A 14,750-nucleotide genomic window follows, 5' to 3' on the forward strand; every position below is an offset into this window, starting at 1 on the left:
CCCCTCCCCCAAGGGGGAGGACCTTGCCGCCGCCCTTAAGCGCTCTTCTTCTCGTCGTCGGCGTCGGCCTTGGCGTCGCCGTCCGGGGAGACTTCCTCGAACTCGGCGTCGACCACGCCGTCGTCGGCGGGCGCCTCGGCCGCAGCGCCGTCACCGGAGCCCTGAGCGGCGGCGTACATGGCCTCGCCCAGCTTCATCGAGGCCTGGGCCAGGGTGTTGGTCTTCTCGCGGATGGCGTCGGGGTCCGTTCCGTCCTTGGCCGCCTTGAGGTCATCGAGGGCGGTCTGGATGGCCGCCTTTTCGGTCTCGCCGACCTTGTCGCCGTGGTCGGCGAGGGCCTTCTCGGTCGAGTGGATCAGGCTGTCGGCCGAGTTCTGGGCTTCGACCAGGTCCTTGCGGGCCTTGTCCGCCGCGGCGTTGGCCTCGGCTTCCTTGACCATCTTCTCGATGTCGTCGTCCGACAGGCCGCCGTTGGCCTGGATGCGGATCGACTGCTCCTTGTTGGTCGCCTTGTCCTTGGCGGTCACGTGGACGATGCCGTTGGCGTCGATGTCGAAGGCGACCTCGATCTGCGGCATGCCGCGCGGGGCCGGCGGAATGCCCATCAGGTCGAACTGGCCGAGGATCTTGTTGTCCGCCGCCATCGGGCGCTCGCCCTGGAAGACCCGGATGGTCACGGCCGACTGGTTGTCGTCGGCGGTCGAGAAGGTCTGGCTCTTCTTGGTCGGGATGGTGGTGTTGCGCTCGATCAAGGGCGTGAACACACCGCCAAGGGTCTCGATGCCGAGGGTCAGCGGCGTCACGTCGAGCAGCAGCACGTCCTTGACGTCGCCCTGCAGCACGCCGGCCTGAACGGCGGCGCCGAGCGCGACGACCTCATCCGGGTTGACGCCCTTGTGCGGCTCCTTGCCGAAGAAGGCCTTCACGGCCTCCTGCACCTTGGGCATGCGGGTCATGCCGCCGACCAGCACCACTTCATCGATGTCCGAGGCCTTGAGGCCCGCGTCCTTCAGCGCCTTGGCGCAGGGCTCGATGGTGCGCTGGACGAGGTCTTCGACGAGGGCCTCCAGCTTGGCGCGCGACAGCTTGATGTTGAGGTGCAGCGGGCCCGAGGCGTTCATGGTGATGAACGGCAGATTGACCTCGTACTGGGTCGTGGAGCTGAGCTCCTTCTTGGCCTTTTCGGCCTCTTCCTTCAGGCGCTGCAGGGCCAGCTTGTCCTGGCGCAGGTCGACGCCCTGCTCCTTCTTGAACTCGTCGGCGAGGTAGTCGACGAGGCGCAGGTCGAAGTCCTCGCCGCCGAGGAAGGTGTCGCCATTGGTCGACTTCACCTCGAACACGCCGTCGCCGATCTCGAGGATCGAGACGTCGAAGGTGCCGCCGCCCAGGTCGTAGACGGCGATCTTCTGGCCGTCGTTCTTGTCGAGGCCGTAGGCCAGGGCGGCCGCGGTCGGCTCGTTGATGATGCGCAGCACCTCGAGGCCGGCGATCTTGCCGGCGTCCTTGGTGGCCTGACGCTGGGCGTCGTTGAAATAGGCCGGGACGGTGATGACGGCCTGGGTGACGGTGTCGCCGAGGTAGGCCTCCGCGGCCTCCTTCATCTTGCCGAGGGTGTAGGCCGAAACCTGCTGGGGCGAATAGTCCTTGCCGTGCGCCTTGACCCAGGCGTCGCCGGTCGGACCCTTGACGATCTCATAGGGCACCATGCCCTTGTCCTTCGCCACGACGGGGTCGTCGTAGTTGCGGCCGATCAGGCGCTTGATGGCGAAGAAGGTGTTGGTCGGGTTGGTCACGGCCTGACGCTTGGCGGGCTGGCCGACCAGCACCTCGCCATTGTCCTGGATGGCGACGACCGACGGGGTCGTGCGGTTGCCTTCCGCGTTCTCGATGACCTTGGGGTTCTTGCCGTCCATGACGGCCACGCACGAGTTGGTGGTGCCGAGGTCGATGCCGATGATCTTGGCCATATCTTTTGTCTTTCACTCCATTTCAGCGGGCGGTGCGGCGGCCTTTGAACCAAGCGCCGCGCGTGACCGCCCCCGGTAGCAGGGTCTCAGTCGATTGTACGGTTCCGGTCGGATAGCCCCACGATATGCGGGGTTTTCCGACGGGTTGTCGCCGATATGGGAAACTGGCCTCGCCCCGCAAGGCCTGATCGCGATTCAGCGTCAGTCTCTGTCAGGTGTGTCACGAAGCGCGCATCGGCATATAGTATCCCGGGCGGCCCCCCTCCGAGAGGCCGCCGAAAGGAGGGGCCATGATCGCCCGAAGAGCTCTTACAGTCGCCCTGATGACCGCCGCGCTCGGCGTGTCCGGCTTCATCGCCGCTCCGCCGCCCGGGAGCCAGTCGAGCGACGGCCAGAACCGCCGCGTCCGCATCCACAACCAGACCGGGGTCACGCTGCAGAAGCTGCAGGCGGCCGACGTCCGCACCGGAACCTTCGGCGGCGACCTGCTGGGGGGGACCCCGGTGGCCAGCGGCGCCAGCACGCCGGTGACCATCGACGCCGGAACCGGCGGCTGCCTCTACGACCTGCGGGCCGAGCTCGCTGGCGGGCAGGTGCTGCTGCGCGAGAATATCAACGTCTGCCGCATCGCCGACTACTACCTGACCCGCTGAGCCTTGACGCGGCGCGAGATCGACACGGGGATCGAGGGCTTCCGCCTGTGGCCCGCCGCCCTGTCGCCCGACGAGCAGGCGGCGCTGAAGGATGAGGTGCTGGCGGCGGTCGAGGCCGCGCCCTTCTATCGCCCGACGACGCGGGGCGGGCGGCCGTTCTCGGTGGAGATGAGCAATCTGGGCCCGATGGGCTGGGTCTCGGACCGGGCGGGCTACCGCTACCAGCCGACCCACCCGGTGACCGGCGCGCCGTGGCCGCCGATGCCGCAGCGGCTGGTTGAGCTGTGGGATGAGTTGACCGGTTGGCCGGAGCCGCCCGACGCCTGTCTGGTCAACCGGTACCGAGGAGCCGCCCGGATGGGGCTGCATCAGGATCTCGACGAGGCCGACCGGGCGGCGCCGGTGCTGTCGGTGTCGCTGGGCGATACGGCGGTGTTCCGGGTCGGGGCGGCAGAGGGCGGACCGACCCGGTCGGTGCGGCTGGCCTCGGGCGACGTCTGCGCCCTGACCGGACCGGCGCGGCTGGCCCGGCACGGCGTCGACCGGATTCTGGCGGGATCGTCGGCCCTGATCCCCGGCGGCGGGCGGGTCAATCTGACGCTGCGCCGGGCCGGGGCTTCACGGCAATCGTGACTCGACGCTCCGAAAGGGCCGGGTCACTGTCCCGCTTTCCGCGCCGGAGGCTCCGATGTCCGATCTGATCCGTCCCGAAGGCCCCGAGGCCGACGACATCCGCCTGAGCCGCCGGGGTCTCGCCACGGCCGGGCTCGGCGGCCTGCTGTTCGCCGGCTACGCCCCGGCCGCCCTGGCGGCCCAGGCCAGCCCGGTCAGCACCCCTGCGGACGGGCTGGAGATCGCCAACGTCAGCTATCCGGCCCCGGACGGCTTCGACCTGCCTGCCTATGTCGCCCGGCCCGCGGGCGACGGTCCCTTCCCGGTGGTGGTGGTCGTGTCCGAGATCTTCGGCGTCCACGAATATATCCGCGACGTCTGCCGGCGGCTGGCGCGCGAGGGCTACGCGGCCATCGCTCCGGCCTTCTTCGTTCGCGTCGAGGACCCGGCCGGGGCCGAGATGGCCCGGGTTCAGCAGATCGTCGCCGCCGCCGGCTACGAACAGGTCATGGGCGACGTCGCCGCCACCCTCGACTGGGCCAGCCAGCAGCTGTGGGCGAACGCCGACAAGGTCGGCATCACCGGCTGGTGCTGGGGCGGCAAGGTGGTGTGGCAGGCGGCGGCCCGGTTCGCGGCCATCGACGCGGGGGTGGCCTGGTACGGCCGTCTGGCCCCGCCGGCCAACGCCACGCCCGAGCAGAAGGCGGCCGGCCAGCCGTGGCCCGTCGATCTCGCGGGAGACCTCAAGGCGCCGGTTCTGGGCCTGTACGGCGAGGCCGACCGGGGCATTCCGCTGGACAGCGTCGAGGCCATGCGCAGCGCCCTGCAGCGCGCTGGCCAGACCCACAGCCGGATCGAGGTCTATCCGGCGGCCCCGCACGGCTTCCACGCCGACTACCGCGACAGCTACCGCCCGGCCGACGCGGCCGACGGCTGGGCCAAGCTACTGGCTTTGTTCGAGGCGCGGTTGAAGTAGTCCTCCCCGAGCGGAGCGAAGGGGGAGGGGGGCCGCCCGAAGGGTGGTGGAGGGGGCCGAACCCATCCGCCGGCGGCCGAAGTCAGCCCCTCCACCGCTACGCGGTCCCCCTCCCCCAAGGGGGGAGGATGTGGGGTTTACGCCGTGCCGTCGAAATTGCCGCCGTCCGAGGCCTCGGCCCGGGCATAGGCGGCGTTCCCGGCCGCGGCGCCGGAGCCCTTGGCGGCGACCACGACCATGGCCGGGCGTACGGTGCGACCGAACAGGGCGTAGCCGGCCTGCAGGGTCTGGATCACCTGGCCGCCCTGAACCGTGTCGGACGGCTGTTCCATCATCGCCTGGTGGAAATGCGGATCGAACGCCTCGCCCGGTTCGGGGGCGACGCGCTTCAGATTGTTGGCCTCGAAGGCCTGCAGCAGCGATTTCTGGGTCAGCTCCAGACCGGTGACGAGGCCGGCCTCGCCGGCGTCGGCGTCCTTCGGGGCCGCCTGCAGCGCGCGCTCCAGATTGTCGGCCACGCCGAGCAGGTCGCGGGCGAATTTCTGGATGGCGTAGGCGCGGGCGTCGTTGTTCTGGGCTTCGGCGCGCTTCTTCGTGTTCTCGGCCTCGGCCACGGCGCGCAGGGCGCGGTCCTTCCACTGGTCGCGCTCGGCGATCAGGGCGTCGATCGGGCCAAGACCGTCATCGGGCTCGCCGTCGAAGCCTTCGCTCTCGCCGATGTCAGCGGCCAGTTCCTCGGAGGTCGGGGTGTTGTCGTGAATGTCGCTCAAGTCTCTTGTCCGTCCAGCATCCGGCCCAGCACCCGGGCGGTATAGTCCACCAACGGTATGACACGGGCGTAGTTCAGTCGCGCGGGGCCGATCACGCCGATGGCGCCCAGCACCCGCTGCCGGCCCGTCATATAGGGCGCCGCGATGACGGCGGAACCCGAAAGCGAAAACAACCGCGTTTCCGCGCCGATGAAAATGCGTACGCCCTGGGCCGTGGACACCCCGTCGAGCAGGCTGATCAACTGTTCCTTCTGCTCCAGATCGTCGAACAGGACGCGGACCCGCTCGAGGTCCTCGGCCGTCTCGCGGTCGTGCAGCAGATTGGCGCGGCCGCGCACGATCAGGGACCGCTCGCGCTCGGCCCCGCCGGACCAGGCGGCCAGGCCGTCCTCGACCAGACGGGCGGCGGCGGCGTCGAGTTCGCGCTTGGCCGTTTCCAGTTCGGTGCGCATCTCGGTGCGCGCCTCGTGCAGGGGGCGCCCCCGGAGCCGGGCGTTGAGGAAGTTGGACGCCTCCTGCAGGGTCGAGGGGGTCACCCCGGCCTTGAGCGGCATCAGCCGGTTCTCGACCGAGCCGTCGTCGCCGACCAGCACCGCCAGGGCCTGATCGTGACCGAGTGCGACGAACTCGACGTGCTTGACCCCGGCCTCGCGCACCGGGCTGGCCACGATGCTGGCCCCGCCGGCGAGGCCGGACAGCAGGGACGAGGCCTCGTTCAGGGCCTCCTCGAAATTGCGACCGCTGCCGGCGAGGCGGGCGTCGATCTCGCGCCGCTCCTCGGTCCCGACGTCGCCGATCTCGAGCAGGCCGTCGACGAACAGGCGCAGGCCGGCGTGGGTCGGGATCCGCCCGGCCGAGGTGTGCGGCGAGGCCAGCAAGCCGGCGAGGGTCAGATCCTGCATCGTGTTGCGGATCGAGGCTGGCGACAGCGACACCCCGGTCAGCGACAGGGTCCGCGACCCGACCGGCTCGCCGGTCTGCAGATAGCTCTCGACGATGCGCCGGAAGATGTCGCGGGCGCGCTGGTCCAGACCCGGCAGGGCGAGGCTGGGTCCGCCGAAAGCAGGGCCGCCGAAGGTCGTCATGGGCGCGGCTCCCGGTCGACCGGGCGCAGCCGGACGGCGGAAGGCGCGGGCGGGGGGGAATACAGGCTCACCGTTTCAGGATAAGCAGCCCCGCGACCGCTTCCAAGGATTTCTCATGCGCCCCTCCGAACGCCAGCCCGAACAACTCCGCGCCGTGACGCTGGAGACCAGGGTCAACCGCTACGCCGAGGGGTCATGCCTTGTGAGTTTCGGCCACACGAAGGTGCTGGTCACCGCCTCGGTCGAGGAGAAGGTGCCGGGCTGGATGCGCAATACGGGGCACGGCTGGGTCACCGCCGAATACGGCATGCTGCCGCGCGCCACCCACACCCGCGGCCGCCGAGAAGCCGCCGCCGGCAAGCAGAGCGGGCGGACGCAGGAGATTCAGCGCCTGATCGGCCGCTCGCTGCGCGCGGTGGTCGACCTCAAGGCGCTGGGCGAGCGGCAGGTGTCGCTGGACTGCGACGTCATCCAGGCCGACGGCGGCACCCGCACGGCGGCGATCACCGGGGCCTGGGTGGCCATGGCCTCGGCCTTCGATTACCTGCGCGCCGAGGGGGTGCTGAAGAGCGATCCCATCCTCGACCAGGTGGCGGCGATCAGCTGCGGCGTGTGCAGCGACCAGCCGGTGCTGGACCTCGACTATGAAGAGGATTCCACCGCCGAGGCCGACAGCAATTTCGTCCTGACCGGTTCGGGGACCATCGTCGAAATCCAGGCCACCGGCGAGAAGCGCGGCTTCACCCGCGCCGAATTCGACCGCCTGTTCCAGCTGGCCGAGGGCGGCTGCGCCGAGCTGTTCGCGCTGCAGCGGGCGGCGCTGGGGCGGTAGGGGGGCCTAGTTCGGATATTCGGCCAGCGGGACATCCGTCGTCCAGCAGTTGGCCAAATGCCGTTCCGCGTTCAGCCCCCAATTCGCCAACTCACCTCCGAACGGTTGAACCCGCATCCACGTCAGCGCTCCGCTCGGCTGGCTCCCCCGCCCCCAGATCGTGAAGACCGGGCCATGGGTAGGGACCGGGACGGGCTCGACGCCCGCATCAGGTCGAAGCGCGGCGATTCCAGGAACTTCAAAAGAGGGAACCTCGGCTTGGTGCAGCGACCAGAGGACGCCAGCCAGTTGGGGGCAGGTAGCGCTGTCGGCCCAAGTCACGACGCCAGAGAGGGTATCGCTCCAGCCGGCCTGCCTTCGTGCCACCCAGCGGCGGGGCGCAGTCGGTTGCGTAGACACGGCGGGTCCGAAGGGTTGGGAGAACACGGACACAAGATTCCAGCCGCGACCGTCCTGAACGGCGTAGACCAAAAACGCATTTCGCCCGTTGAAAGCTTCATTCTGAGCCCTACCGGCAATTGTGTCCGTGACCTGCGCGGCTGCCGTTGATGCGATGACGGCAATAGCCAAGGCGATGGCCGAAATGGCCTTCCTCATTGGACGGCATCCAATGTGCAGGGTTGGGCGTTCGGGTTGACCTCTGGCCCGCGTTCGCCCGTCTCCCAAGCCCCTGCGTTCGACTGGTCATAAACTTCGATGCGAAATGAGGTCCCGTCGATCGCAACAACGTAGATCCGACCGTGATTGTCTCCTCGACGCGCGTTGATCGCGGCCACCCATTGAGCATCATTCCACGACGGTATAGCTCCCGCACCGCCGGTGCTTGGGTGGGTGTGGATCATCGCTAGCGGGGTACTCCCGATACCGCAGGCATCAATGTCGACAGGTACGGTCGGTTGCTCTCCGGGATTCACCCAGGTTCCTCCCGCATCAAAGATTGGATCACCCCACACAACCGGGGAGATTGTCAGAACGCCATCAGCCCTTTCACAAATCATCGCTCCATACTCTCGGTTCGCGAGATGGTGGGTGGGGTCGTCCTGCGCCAAGGCAGCTGCGATCATTCGCCTGAGCGCTTCCGCAGCCGCCGCATCAGCGTTCCATTCCCGCGCGGTCTCCGGATCGTCGCAGGGGACCCGGCCCCGGGTGGTCAGGATCGGGATCGACCTCGTCCTGGTGAACTCCGCCAGAGTCGCCGGGGATTCCGCCGCCGCCTCCGCCACTCGCCGGAGGAAATGTTCCGCGGGGCCGGCGGCGCTGGCCTACCACCCAGACGGTTCCGAGGTCATACGCAGGATCGGTCATTCGCCACCTCCGCCTTCTGGACAACTCAAGGCTATCCAGGGCGAATACGCAAATCACCCCTCGTTGATCAGCCCTCGTCTCCGTCCGGCAGGCCCATCATGTGGAAGCCGGCGTCGACGTGGATGATCTCGCCGGTGGTCGACAGGCCGAGGTCGGAGCACAACCACAGGGCGCAGCCGGCGACGCCCTCCATCGAGGTGTCCTCCTTCATCGCCGACATGGCGCGGCCCTGGGCGATCATGCCGCGGCCGCCCGAGATGCCGGCCAGCGACAGGGTGCGCATGGCTCCGGCCGAGATGGCGTTGCAGCGGATGCCCTTGGGCCCCAGGTCGCGGGCGATGTAGCGGGTCGCCGCCTCGAGCGCCGCCTTGGCCACGCCCATGGTGTTGTAGTTGGGGATGGCCCGCTCGGAGCCGAGATAGGTCATGGTCACCAGCGAGCCGCCGTTCGGCATCAGCTTCGAGGCGCGTTTGGCCACGTCGACGAAGCTGAAGGCCGAGATGTTCATGGCCAGCAGGAAGCTGTCGCGGCTGGTGTTGTCGACGAAGCTGCCCTTGAGCTCGTCCTTGTTGGCGAAGGCCACCGAATGGACCACGAAGTCGATCGTGCCGAACTCCGTCTCCAGCTCGGCGAAGGCGGCGTCCATCGAGGCGTCGTCGGTGACGTCGGCCTGGATCAGCAGCTTGGCGCCGACGCTCTCCGCCAGCGGACGGACGCGGCGCTCCAGCCCCTCGCCGAGGTAGGTGAAGGCCAGTTCGGCCCCCTGGGCGGCCAGCTGCTGGGCGATGCCCCAGGCGATGGAGTTCGAATTGGCGACCCCCATGATCAGGCCCTTCTTGCCCTTCATCAGGTCGCCCGTGGGCATGTTCCAGCCGCTCTCGCTCGCCATGGTCCGTCTCCTCGTTTGGGCCTAACGCTCGCAACGCGGTTGCTCGCTGCATGAGGCCGGTCTGATTGGCCTGAAGCCGTGGCGGAGGGTTAGCAGCGCCCGCTTTCGGGGGGAAGCGTCAGGCGTCAGCCGCGCGCCGTCGCGCCAGCCGCGCCAGCAGGGGCGTGGCGGTGACGCCGTGGACGATGATCGACAGCAGGATGATGAAGCCGACCACGGCCCACAGCCGCTCGCTGTTCCCGAAGTCCCCGTGGTTGATGCCGTAGGCGAGGTAGTAGATCGAGCCGACCCCGCGGATGCCCAGGAAGGCCAGCAGCAGCCGCTCGCGCCACGGCTGGTCGGAGCCGGCCATGGCGATCAGGCCCGCTACCGGCCGGACCACGAACACCACCAGAACGCCGATCAGGGCGTCGGTCCAGGTCAGGCTGGACAGCAGGCCGTTGGCCAGCGCGCCGCCGAACAGGACCAGCAGCAGCATCATCAGCAGCCGCTCGATCTGGTCCGAGAAGTCGTGCATCTCCTGATGAAACTCGTGGTCCCTCTCCGAATGCCGGATCATCAAGGCGCAGACGAAGACCGCGAGGAAGCCGTAGCCGTGGATCAGTTCGGTCAGGGTGTAGGCGATCAGGGTGGCGGCGAGGGCGATCAGCCCGTCGCCGAGCTTCGACAGGCCGCGGCGGCTGCGGAACAGCAGGTGGCCGAGGGTCCGGCCGATCAGCCAGCCGGCGCCGAGCCCGGCCAGCAGCTTCCAGCCGACCTTGACGGTGAACCAGTCCAGCAGGCCGCCCTGCGTCGCCAACCCCCCGGCGGCGGCGAGGATGGCCAGATGCACGAAGGGGAAGGCGAGGGCGTCGTTGAGACCGGCCTCGGAGGTCAGGCCGAAGCGGACCTCGTCCTCGTCGCCCGAGCGCGGCGGCCCGACCTGGACGTCGGCGGCCAGCACCGGATCGGTCGGCGCCATCGAGGCGCCGAACAGCAGGGCCATGGCCAGGCTGAAGCCGAGCCCGGCCCAGCCGAGCAACGCCGTCGCCGCTATCGTCAGCGGCATGGCCACGATCAGCAGCCGCGAGGTCGAATTCCATGCCTTCCAGCCCGGCGGCCGGTCCAGCTTCAGCCCCGCCCCCATCAGGCTGATGATGACCACCAGTTCGGCCAGCCGCTCGGTCAGGGTGTCCCAGGTGCGGGGATCGGGGTCGAAGGCCAACAGGCCGGTCGAGAACACCGCCACCCCGATGGCCACGCACAGGATGGGCAGGGTCAGCGGCACGCGCTTCAGCCCCACCGGCGCCCAGGAGACCAGCAGGACCACGGCCCCGAGGCCGAGCAGGAACAGGATATAGGGGTCGGCGGTCAGGGTCGGCTCCAGATGTCGGGAAGTCGACTATAGCGCACCGGCGCCGTGGCGGTTGCTGTCAGATCTTCGACAGGATCAGCGTGCCGTTGGTCCCGCCGAAGCCGAAGCTGTTGGACATGACGTGTTTCAGCTCGCCGTCGTGGCGCTTCCGCAGGATCGGCATACCTTCGAACTCGGGATCGAGATTTTCGATGTGGGCGCTCTCGGCCGCGAAGCCGTGCTTCATCATCAGCAGGCAGTAGATCGCCTCCTGCGCGCCCGCCGCGCCGAGCGAATGGCCGGTCAGCGACTTGGTCGAGGAGATCATCGGCAGGTCGTCGCCGAAGACGTTGCGCACCGCGGCCATCTCCTTGGAGTCGCCGACCGGCGTCGAGGTCCCGTGCGGGTTGAGGTAGTCGATCTTCGGATTGCCGGCCATGTCCAGCGCGATCTTCATGCAGCGCTCGGCGCCCTCGCCCGAGGGGGCGACCATGTCGAAGCCGTCGGAATTGGCGCCGTAGCCGGTGACCTCGGCGTAGATGGTCGCGCCGCGCGCCTTGGCCCGCTCATATTCTTCCAGCACGACGATGCCGGCGCCGCCGGCGATGACGAAGCCGTCGCGGTCCTTGTCATAGGCCCGGCTGGCGACGGCGGGCGTCTCGTTGAAGTTCGACGACATGGCGCCCATGGCGTCGAACATGTTCGACATCGACCAGTCGATGTCCTCGCAACCGCCCGCGAAGACCACGTCCTGCTTGCCCCAGGCGATCTGTTCGGCCCCCGCGCCGATGCAGTGGGCGCTGGTCGCGCAGGCCGAGCTGATCGAATAGTTGATGCCCTTGAGCTCGAACCAGGTGGCCAGCACGGCCGACGGCCCCGAGGCCATGGCCTTGGGCACGGCGAACGGGCCGATGCGCTTGGGCGAACCCTTTTCGATGGTGGTCTGGGCCGCCTGAAGGATCACCTGGGTCGAGGGGCCGCCCTCGCCGACGATCAGGCCGATGCGCTCGTCCTTGATCTCTTCGGGCGTCAGGCCGGAGTCCTTCAGCGCCTCCTCGAAGGCGATATGGCCCCAGGCGGTGCCGTTGGCGAGGAAGCGGGCGGCGCGGCGGTCGACGTGCGGGGCCCAGTCCTCGGCGGTCACGCCCAGCGACGGCGGGGCCCAGACCTGAGAGCGGAAGCCATGGGCGGCGTGATCCGGCGAGGCCTGCACGCCCGATTTCGCCTCGCGCAGGGAGGCGGCGACCTCGTCCTGGCCCGTGCCGATGGAAGAGACGATACCCAGTCCGGTGACGACGACACGCCGCATGATGATTCCTTCTTGAACCCTTGGCCGCCGGTGCTGAGCGCGGCCGTGCTGACGGGAAACGGTTTAGCCGCCGACCGGTTCGGCGGCGCCGAACAGGCCGACCCGCATGTCCGTGGCCGTATAGATGGGGACGCCGTCGGCTTCGAGAACCCCGTCGGCGATGCCCATGACCAAGCGGCGGTTGATGACCCGCTTCAGGTCGATCTTGTAGACCACCTTCTTGACGTCAGGCTGGACCTGACCGGTGAACTTGACCTCGCCGACGCCGAGGGCGCGGCCGCGGCCCGGGCCGCCGATCCAGCCGAGGTAGAAGCCGACCAACTGCCACATGGCGTCGAGGCCGAGGCAGCCCGGCATGACCGGGTCGCCGATGAAGTGACACTGGAAGAACCAGAGGTCGGGGTGGATATCCAGCTCGGCCTCGACATAGCCCTTGCCGTGGGCGCCGCCGTCCCCGTTGATCGTGGTGATGCGGTCGAACATCAGCATCGGCGGGGCCGGCAGTCTGGCGTTCTTCTCGCCGAACAGCTCGCCCCGGCCCGCGGCCAGCAGCGCCGCATAATCATACGAGGAGGGACGGTCGGGTTGGGTCACGGGCGCTCGCCTGTCAGGGGGCCGGCGGCGCGAACGCCGTTGATGGCCGGTGTGGCCGTCGGGTTACACGAGCCCGGGGGCAGGCTCAACCACCCCCGTCAGCGACGACCGGTCCCCGCCGGCCGGGCCGCGTTGCACAGCGCCCGCTCCTGGGTCCCGAACACGGCGGACTGGCGCACCCAGCCGCGCAGCCGTCCGGCCCGGATGCGGCACCAGCCATCCTCGCACTCGTCCATGGCCACCAGCGAGCGCGGCGACAGCCGGGCGCGGACGGGCGAGGTTTCCGAGCGGCCGGAATGGATGGCGATTTCCTTGTCCGAGGCGTTGAAGACGCTGCGCCGGCTCGACACCACGCTGCGGTGGACCCAGGCGACGGCCCCCTCGGGATCGCAGACCTTGCGCCATTCCGTGGTCTCGGCGACGACCTGCACCGGCAGGCCGGAGACGCGGTACTCCCACAGGATGCGGTGGTCGAGACCGGGGCCGAAGCGGGCGTGGACCTCGGACGATTTCAGCGACAGCCAGCGCGGCACCGGCTGGCCGCTCGGCGTCGGACGGCCGTCGGGCATGGTCTGCGCCGCTCCGGCCAATATCGCGGCGCAGGCGATCGACGTCGCGACGGCGGGCCTTTGGAAGCGGGGGCGAGCTTTGCTAGACACGAGCGGTCCATGAAATCGAAGGCCCCGAATGTCCCCGCCCAGGCTTAAGGTCGTATTAACCAGACGGCTCCCGGACGCGGTCGAGACGCGGATGCGCGAACTGTTCGACGCCGAACTGAACCTGACCGACACGCCGATGGATCGGGCGGCGCTGGAGGCGGCGGTGCGGCGCGCCGATGTGCTGGTCCCGACCATCACCGACACGGTCGACGCCAGTCTGATCGAGAGCGCGGGCGAGCAATTGAAGATGATCGCCAATTTCGGCGCCGGGGTGGATCACATCGATGTCGAGGCGGCGGTGGGGCGCGGCCTGATCGTCACCAACACCCCGGGCGTGCTGACCGAGGACACCGCCGACCTCGCCATGGCCCTGATCCTCGCGGTCAGCCGGCGCATCGTCGAGGGCGCGCAGGTGGTGGCCGAAGGGCGGTTCGAGGGCTGGACCCCGACCTGGATGACCGGGCGCAAGCTGTGGGGCAAGCGGCTCGGCATCGTCGGCATGGGCCGCATCGGCCAGGCGCTGGCGCGGCGGGCGAAGGCGTTCGGCATGCAGGTGCACTATCACAACCGCAAGCCGGTCCCGGACATGGTCGCCGAAGAGCTGGGCGCGACCTGGTGGGACGATCTGGATCAGATGCTGGCGCGGATGGACATCATTTCCCTGAACTGCCCGGCGACGAAGGAGACCCATCACCTGCTGTCGGCCGAACGGCTGGCGCGGCTGCAGCCGCACGCCCTGCTCATCAACACCGCCCGCGGCGAGCTGATCGACGAGTCCGCCCTGGCCGACGCCGTGGCCCGTCGAGCCATCGCCGGGATCGGTCTGGACGTCTACGAGCACGAGCCGGCCATCCATCCCGGGCTGCTCGGTCACGCCAACGTCGTGCTGCTGCCCCATCTGGGTTCGGCGACGCTGGAGGCCCGTCAGGACATGGGCGACCGGGTGATCACCAACATCATGACCTTCCAGAACGGCCATCGGCCCCCGGACCGGGTGATTCCGGCGATGCTGTAGCCGACGCTACGCGCAGACCGGACAGCCGGGGTCGGGGGCGACAGCGACGGTGCGGGCGGTCCCGGCCAGGCCGTCGTAGATCAGCAGGCGCCCGGCCAAGGCCTCGCCGGCGCCGGTGACCAGCTTGATCGCCTCCAGCGCAGCCATCGCGCCGACCACCCCGGCCAGGGCGCCGACGACGCCGACGCGGGCGCAGGTCTCGGCGTCCGGCGGGGCCTCGGCGACCAGACAACGGTAGCAGGGCCGGCCGGCGAAGACGCCGACCTGGCCGCTCCAGCGTCCGAGCGCGCCCGAGACCAGAGGGATCCGGCCGGCCACGCAGGCGGCGTTGACCGCGAACCGGGTTTCGAAGTCGTCCGTGCCGTCGACGACGACGTCGCACCCCTCGAGCAGCCAGGCTGCGTTGTCGGGCGTCAGCCGCTCGGCCCCCGTCTCGAGCCCGACGTGGGCGTTCAGCCCGGTCAACCGCGTCGCCCCGGCCTCGACCTTGAGGTCGCCGACGTCCTGTTCGGAAAAGGCGATCTGGCGCTGCAGGTTGGACAGTCCGACCGTGTCGTGATCGATCAGGCGCAGAGACCCCACGCCCGCCGCCGCCAGATACAGGGCCGCCGGAGCCCCGACGCCGCCCAGCCCGACGATGGCCACGCGCGCGGCCTTCAACCGTTGCTGGCCGGGGCCGCCGATCTCGCCCAGCACCAGATGACGGGCGTAGCGTTCGATTTCGTCGTCGGAGAAGCTCACCCGCCCCGAT

General features: G+C 69.2%; 16 protein-coding genes. 5 read left to right on the forward strand and 11 right to left on the reverse strand.

What is annotated here, in order from left to right; all coding sequences use genetic code 11:
- Positions 1 to 35 precede the first annotated feature (35 nt).
- A complete protein-coding gene (gene dnaK, locus HNQ67_RS06165) occupies positions 36 to 1,967 on the reverse strand; it encodes a molecular chaperone DnaK (RefSeq protein ID WP_183253445.1) in 1,932 nt (643 codons plus the stop codon).
- A gap of 290 nt (positions 1,968 to 2,257) precedes the next feature.
- On the opposite strand from dnaK, the gene HNQ67_RS06170 reads away from it, so the two are divergent.
- From HNQ67_RS06170 to HNQ67_RS06180, 3 genes are read left to right on the forward strand one after another with little or no spacing between them, the layout of a single operon-like run.
- Positions 2,258 to 2,620: a hypothetical protein gene (locus tag HNQ67_RS06170; protein WP_183253447.1), complete on the forward strand. Its 363-nt coding sequence runs from the start codon at positions 2,258 to 2,260 to the stop codon at positions 2,618 to 2,620.
- A gap of 3 nt (positions 2,621 to 2,623) precedes the next feature.
- Positions 2,624 to 3,253 carry an alpha-ketoglutarate-dependent dioxygenase AlkB gene (locus HNQ67_RS06175; protein ID WP_183253449.1) on the forward strand — a complete coding sequence of 210 codons (630 nt, stop codon included), beginning with the start codon at positions 2,624 to 2,626 and terminating at the stop codon, positions 3,251 to 3,253.
- A gap of 55 nt (positions 3,254 to 3,308) precedes the next feature.
- Positions 3,309 to 4,208, forward strand: coding sequence for a dienelactone hydrolase family protein (locus HNQ67_RS06180; RefSeq protein WP_183253451.1), 900 nt, complete (start codon positions 3,309 to 3,311; stop codon positions 4,206 to 4,208).
- Positions 4,209 to 4,345: 137 nt separating this feature from the next.
- Here the strand turns inward: HNQ67_RS06180 and grpE are convergent, their stop codons facing one another.
- On the reverse strand, positions 4,346 to 4,927 hold the full coding sequence (gene grpE, locus HNQ67_RS06185) for a nucleotide exchange factor GrpE (RefSeq protein WP_425486339.1): 582 nt from the start codon (positions 4,925 to 4,927) through the stop codon (positions 4,346 to 4,348).
- 47 nt (positions 4,928 to 4,974) lie between these two features.
- Positions 4,975 to 6,063: a heat-inducible transcriptional repressor HrcA gene (gene hrcA / locus HNQ67_RS06190; RefSeq protein ID WP_183253454.1), complete on the reverse strand. Its 1,089-nt coding sequence runs from the start codon at positions 6,061 to 6,063 to the stop codon at positions 4,975 to 4,977.
- A 115-nt stretch (positions 6,064 to 6,178) separates the two neighbouring features.
- On the opposite strand from hrcA, the gene rph reads away from it, so the two are divergent.
- Positions 6,179 to 6,895 (forward strand): ribonuclease PH, encoded by a 717-nt coding sequence (rph, locus tag HNQ67_RS06195; protein WP_183253456.1) that lies wholly within the window; start codon positions 6,179 to 6,181, stop codon positions 6,893 to 6,895.
- Between the two features lie 6 nt (positions 6,896 to 6,901).
- Here rph and HNQ67_RS06200 read toward each other — a convergent pair whose 3' ends face one another.
- The 7 genes from HNQ67_RS06200 to HNQ67_RS06230 form a co-directional block, all read right to left on the reverse strand.
- The gene (locus HNQ67_RS06200; RefSeq protein WP_183253458.1) at positions 6,902 to 7,492 is read right to left on the reverse strand and encodes a hypothetical protein; all 591 of its coding nucleotides are present in this window, start codon (positions 7,490 to 7,492) and stop codon (positions 6,902 to 6,904) included.
- On the reverse strand, positions 7,489 to 7,959 hold the full coding sequence (locus HNQ67_RS06205) for a hypothetical protein (RefSeq protein ID WP_183253460.1): 471 nt from the start codon (positions 7,957 to 7,959) through the stop codon (positions 7,489 to 7,491). Before HNQ67_RS06205 ends, HNQ67_RS06200 begins: the two co-directional genes overlap by 4 nt.
- Before the next feature lie 308 nt (positions 7,960 to 8,267).
- The gene (locus tag HNQ67_RS06210) at positions 8,268 to 9,065 is read right to left on the reverse strand and encodes an enoyl-ACP reductase FabI (RefSeq protein WP_183254010.1); all 798 of its coding nucleotides are present in this window, start codon (positions 9,063 to 9,065) and stop codon (positions 8,268 to 8,270) included.
- 142 nt (positions 9,066 to 9,207) lie between these two features.
- Positions 9,208 to 10,398, reverse strand: coding sequence for a cation:proton antiporter (locus HNQ67_RS06215; protein ID WP_343054836.1), 1,191 nt, complete (start codon positions 10,396 to 10,398; stop codon positions 9,208 to 9,210).
- Between the two features lie 103 nt (positions 10,399 to 10,501).
- Positions 10,502 to 11,731 carry a beta-ketoacyl-ACP synthase I gene (gene fabB, locus HNQ67_RS06220; RefSeq protein ID WP_183253462.1) on the reverse strand — a complete coding sequence of 410 codons (1,230 nt, stop codon included), beginning with the start codon at positions 11,729 to 11,731 and terminating at the stop codon, positions 10,502 to 10,504.
- Between the two features lie 63 nt (positions 11,732 to 11,794).
- On the reverse strand, positions 11,795 to 12,325 hold the full coding sequence (gene fabA / locus HNQ67_RS06225; RefSeq protein ID WP_183253464.1) for a 3-hydroxyacyl-[acyl-carrier-protein] dehydratase FabA: 531 nt from the start codon (positions 12,323 to 12,325) through the stop codon (positions 11,795 to 11,797).
- A gap of 98 nt (positions 12,326 to 12,423) precedes the next feature.
- The gene (locus tag HNQ67_RS06230; protein ID WP_183253466.1) at positions 12,424 to 12,894 is read right to left on the reverse strand and encodes an SH3 domain-containing protein; all 471 of its coding nucleotides are present in this window, start codon (positions 12,892 to 12,894) and stop codon (positions 12,424 to 12,426) included.
- Between the two features lie 118 nt (positions 12,895 to 13,012).
- On the opposite strand from HNQ67_RS06230, the gene HNQ67_RS06235 reads away from it, so the two are divergent.
- On the forward strand, positions 13,013 to 13,999 hold the full coding sequence (locus HNQ67_RS06235) for a 2-hydroxyacid dehydrogenase (RefSeq protein WP_183253468.1): 987 nt from the start codon (positions 13,013 to 13,015) through the stop codon (positions 13,997 to 13,999).
- Between the two features lie 6 nt (positions 14,000 to 14,005).
- Here the strand turns inward: HNQ67_RS06235 and HNQ67_RS06240 are convergent, their stop codons facing one another.
- Positions 14,006 to 14,740: a molybdopterin-synthase adenylyltransferase MoeB gene (locus HNQ67_RS06240; RefSeq protein WP_183253470.1), complete on the reverse strand. Its 735-nt coding sequence runs from the start codon at positions 14,738 to 14,740 to the stop codon at positions 14,006 to 14,008.
- Between the last annotated feature and the right edge of the window lie 10 nt (positions 14,741 to 14,750).

The sequence above is a fragment of the Brevundimonas basaltis genome (genome assembly GCF_014202075.1).
GTDB lineage: Bacteria > Pseudomonadota > Alphaproteobacteria > Caulobacterales > Caulobacteraceae > Brevundimonas > Brevundimonas basaltis.

Excerpts from the sequence above, each read along its gene's own strand:
- dnaK (WP_183253445.1), bottom strand. The coding sequence starts at position 1,967 with ATGGCCAAGATCATCGGCATCGACCTCGGCACCACCAACTCGTGCGTG.
- HNQ67_RS06170 (WP_183253447.1), top strand. The coding sequence starts at position 2,258 with ATGATCGCCCGAAGAGCTCTTACAGTCGCCCTGATGACCGCCGCGCTC.
- HNQ67_RS06180 (WP_183253451.1), top strand. The coding sequence starts at position 3,309 with ATGTCCGATCTGATCCGTCCCGAAGGCCCCGAGGCCGACGACATCCGC.
- hrcA (WP_183253454.1), bottom strand. The coding sequence starts at position 6,063 with ATGACGACCTTCGGCGGCCCTGCTTTCGGCGGACCCAGCCTCGCCCTG.
- rph (WP_183253456.1), top strand. The coding sequence starts at position 6,179 with ATGCGCCCCTCCGAACGCCAGCCCGAACAACTCCGCGCCGTGACGCTG.
- HNQ67_RS06200 (WP_183253458.1), bottom strand. The coding sequence starts at position 7,492 with ATGAGGAAGGCCATTTCGGCCATCGCCTTGGCTATTGCCGTCATCGCA.
- HNQ67_RS06205 (WP_183253460.1), bottom strand. The coding sequence starts at position 7,959 with ATGATCGCAGCTGCCTTGGCGCAGGACGACCCCACCCACCATCTCGCG.
- HNQ67_RS06210 (WP_183254010.1), bottom strand. The coding sequence starts at position 9,065 with ATGCCCACGGGCGACCTGATGAAGGGCAAGAAGGGCCTGATCATGGGG.
- fabB (WP_183253462.1), bottom strand. The coding sequence starts at position 11,731 with ATGCGGCGTGTCGTCGTCACCGGACTGGGTATCGTCTCTTCCATCGGC.
- HNQ67_RS06230 (WP_183253466.1), bottom strand. The coding sequence starts at position 12,894 with ATGCCCGACGGCCGTCCGACGCCGAGCGGCCAGCCGGTGCCGCGCTGG.
- HNQ67_RS06235 (WP_183253468.1), top strand. The coding sequence starts at position 13,013 with ATGTCCCCGCCCAGGCTTAAGGTCGTATTAACCAGACGGCTCCCGGAC.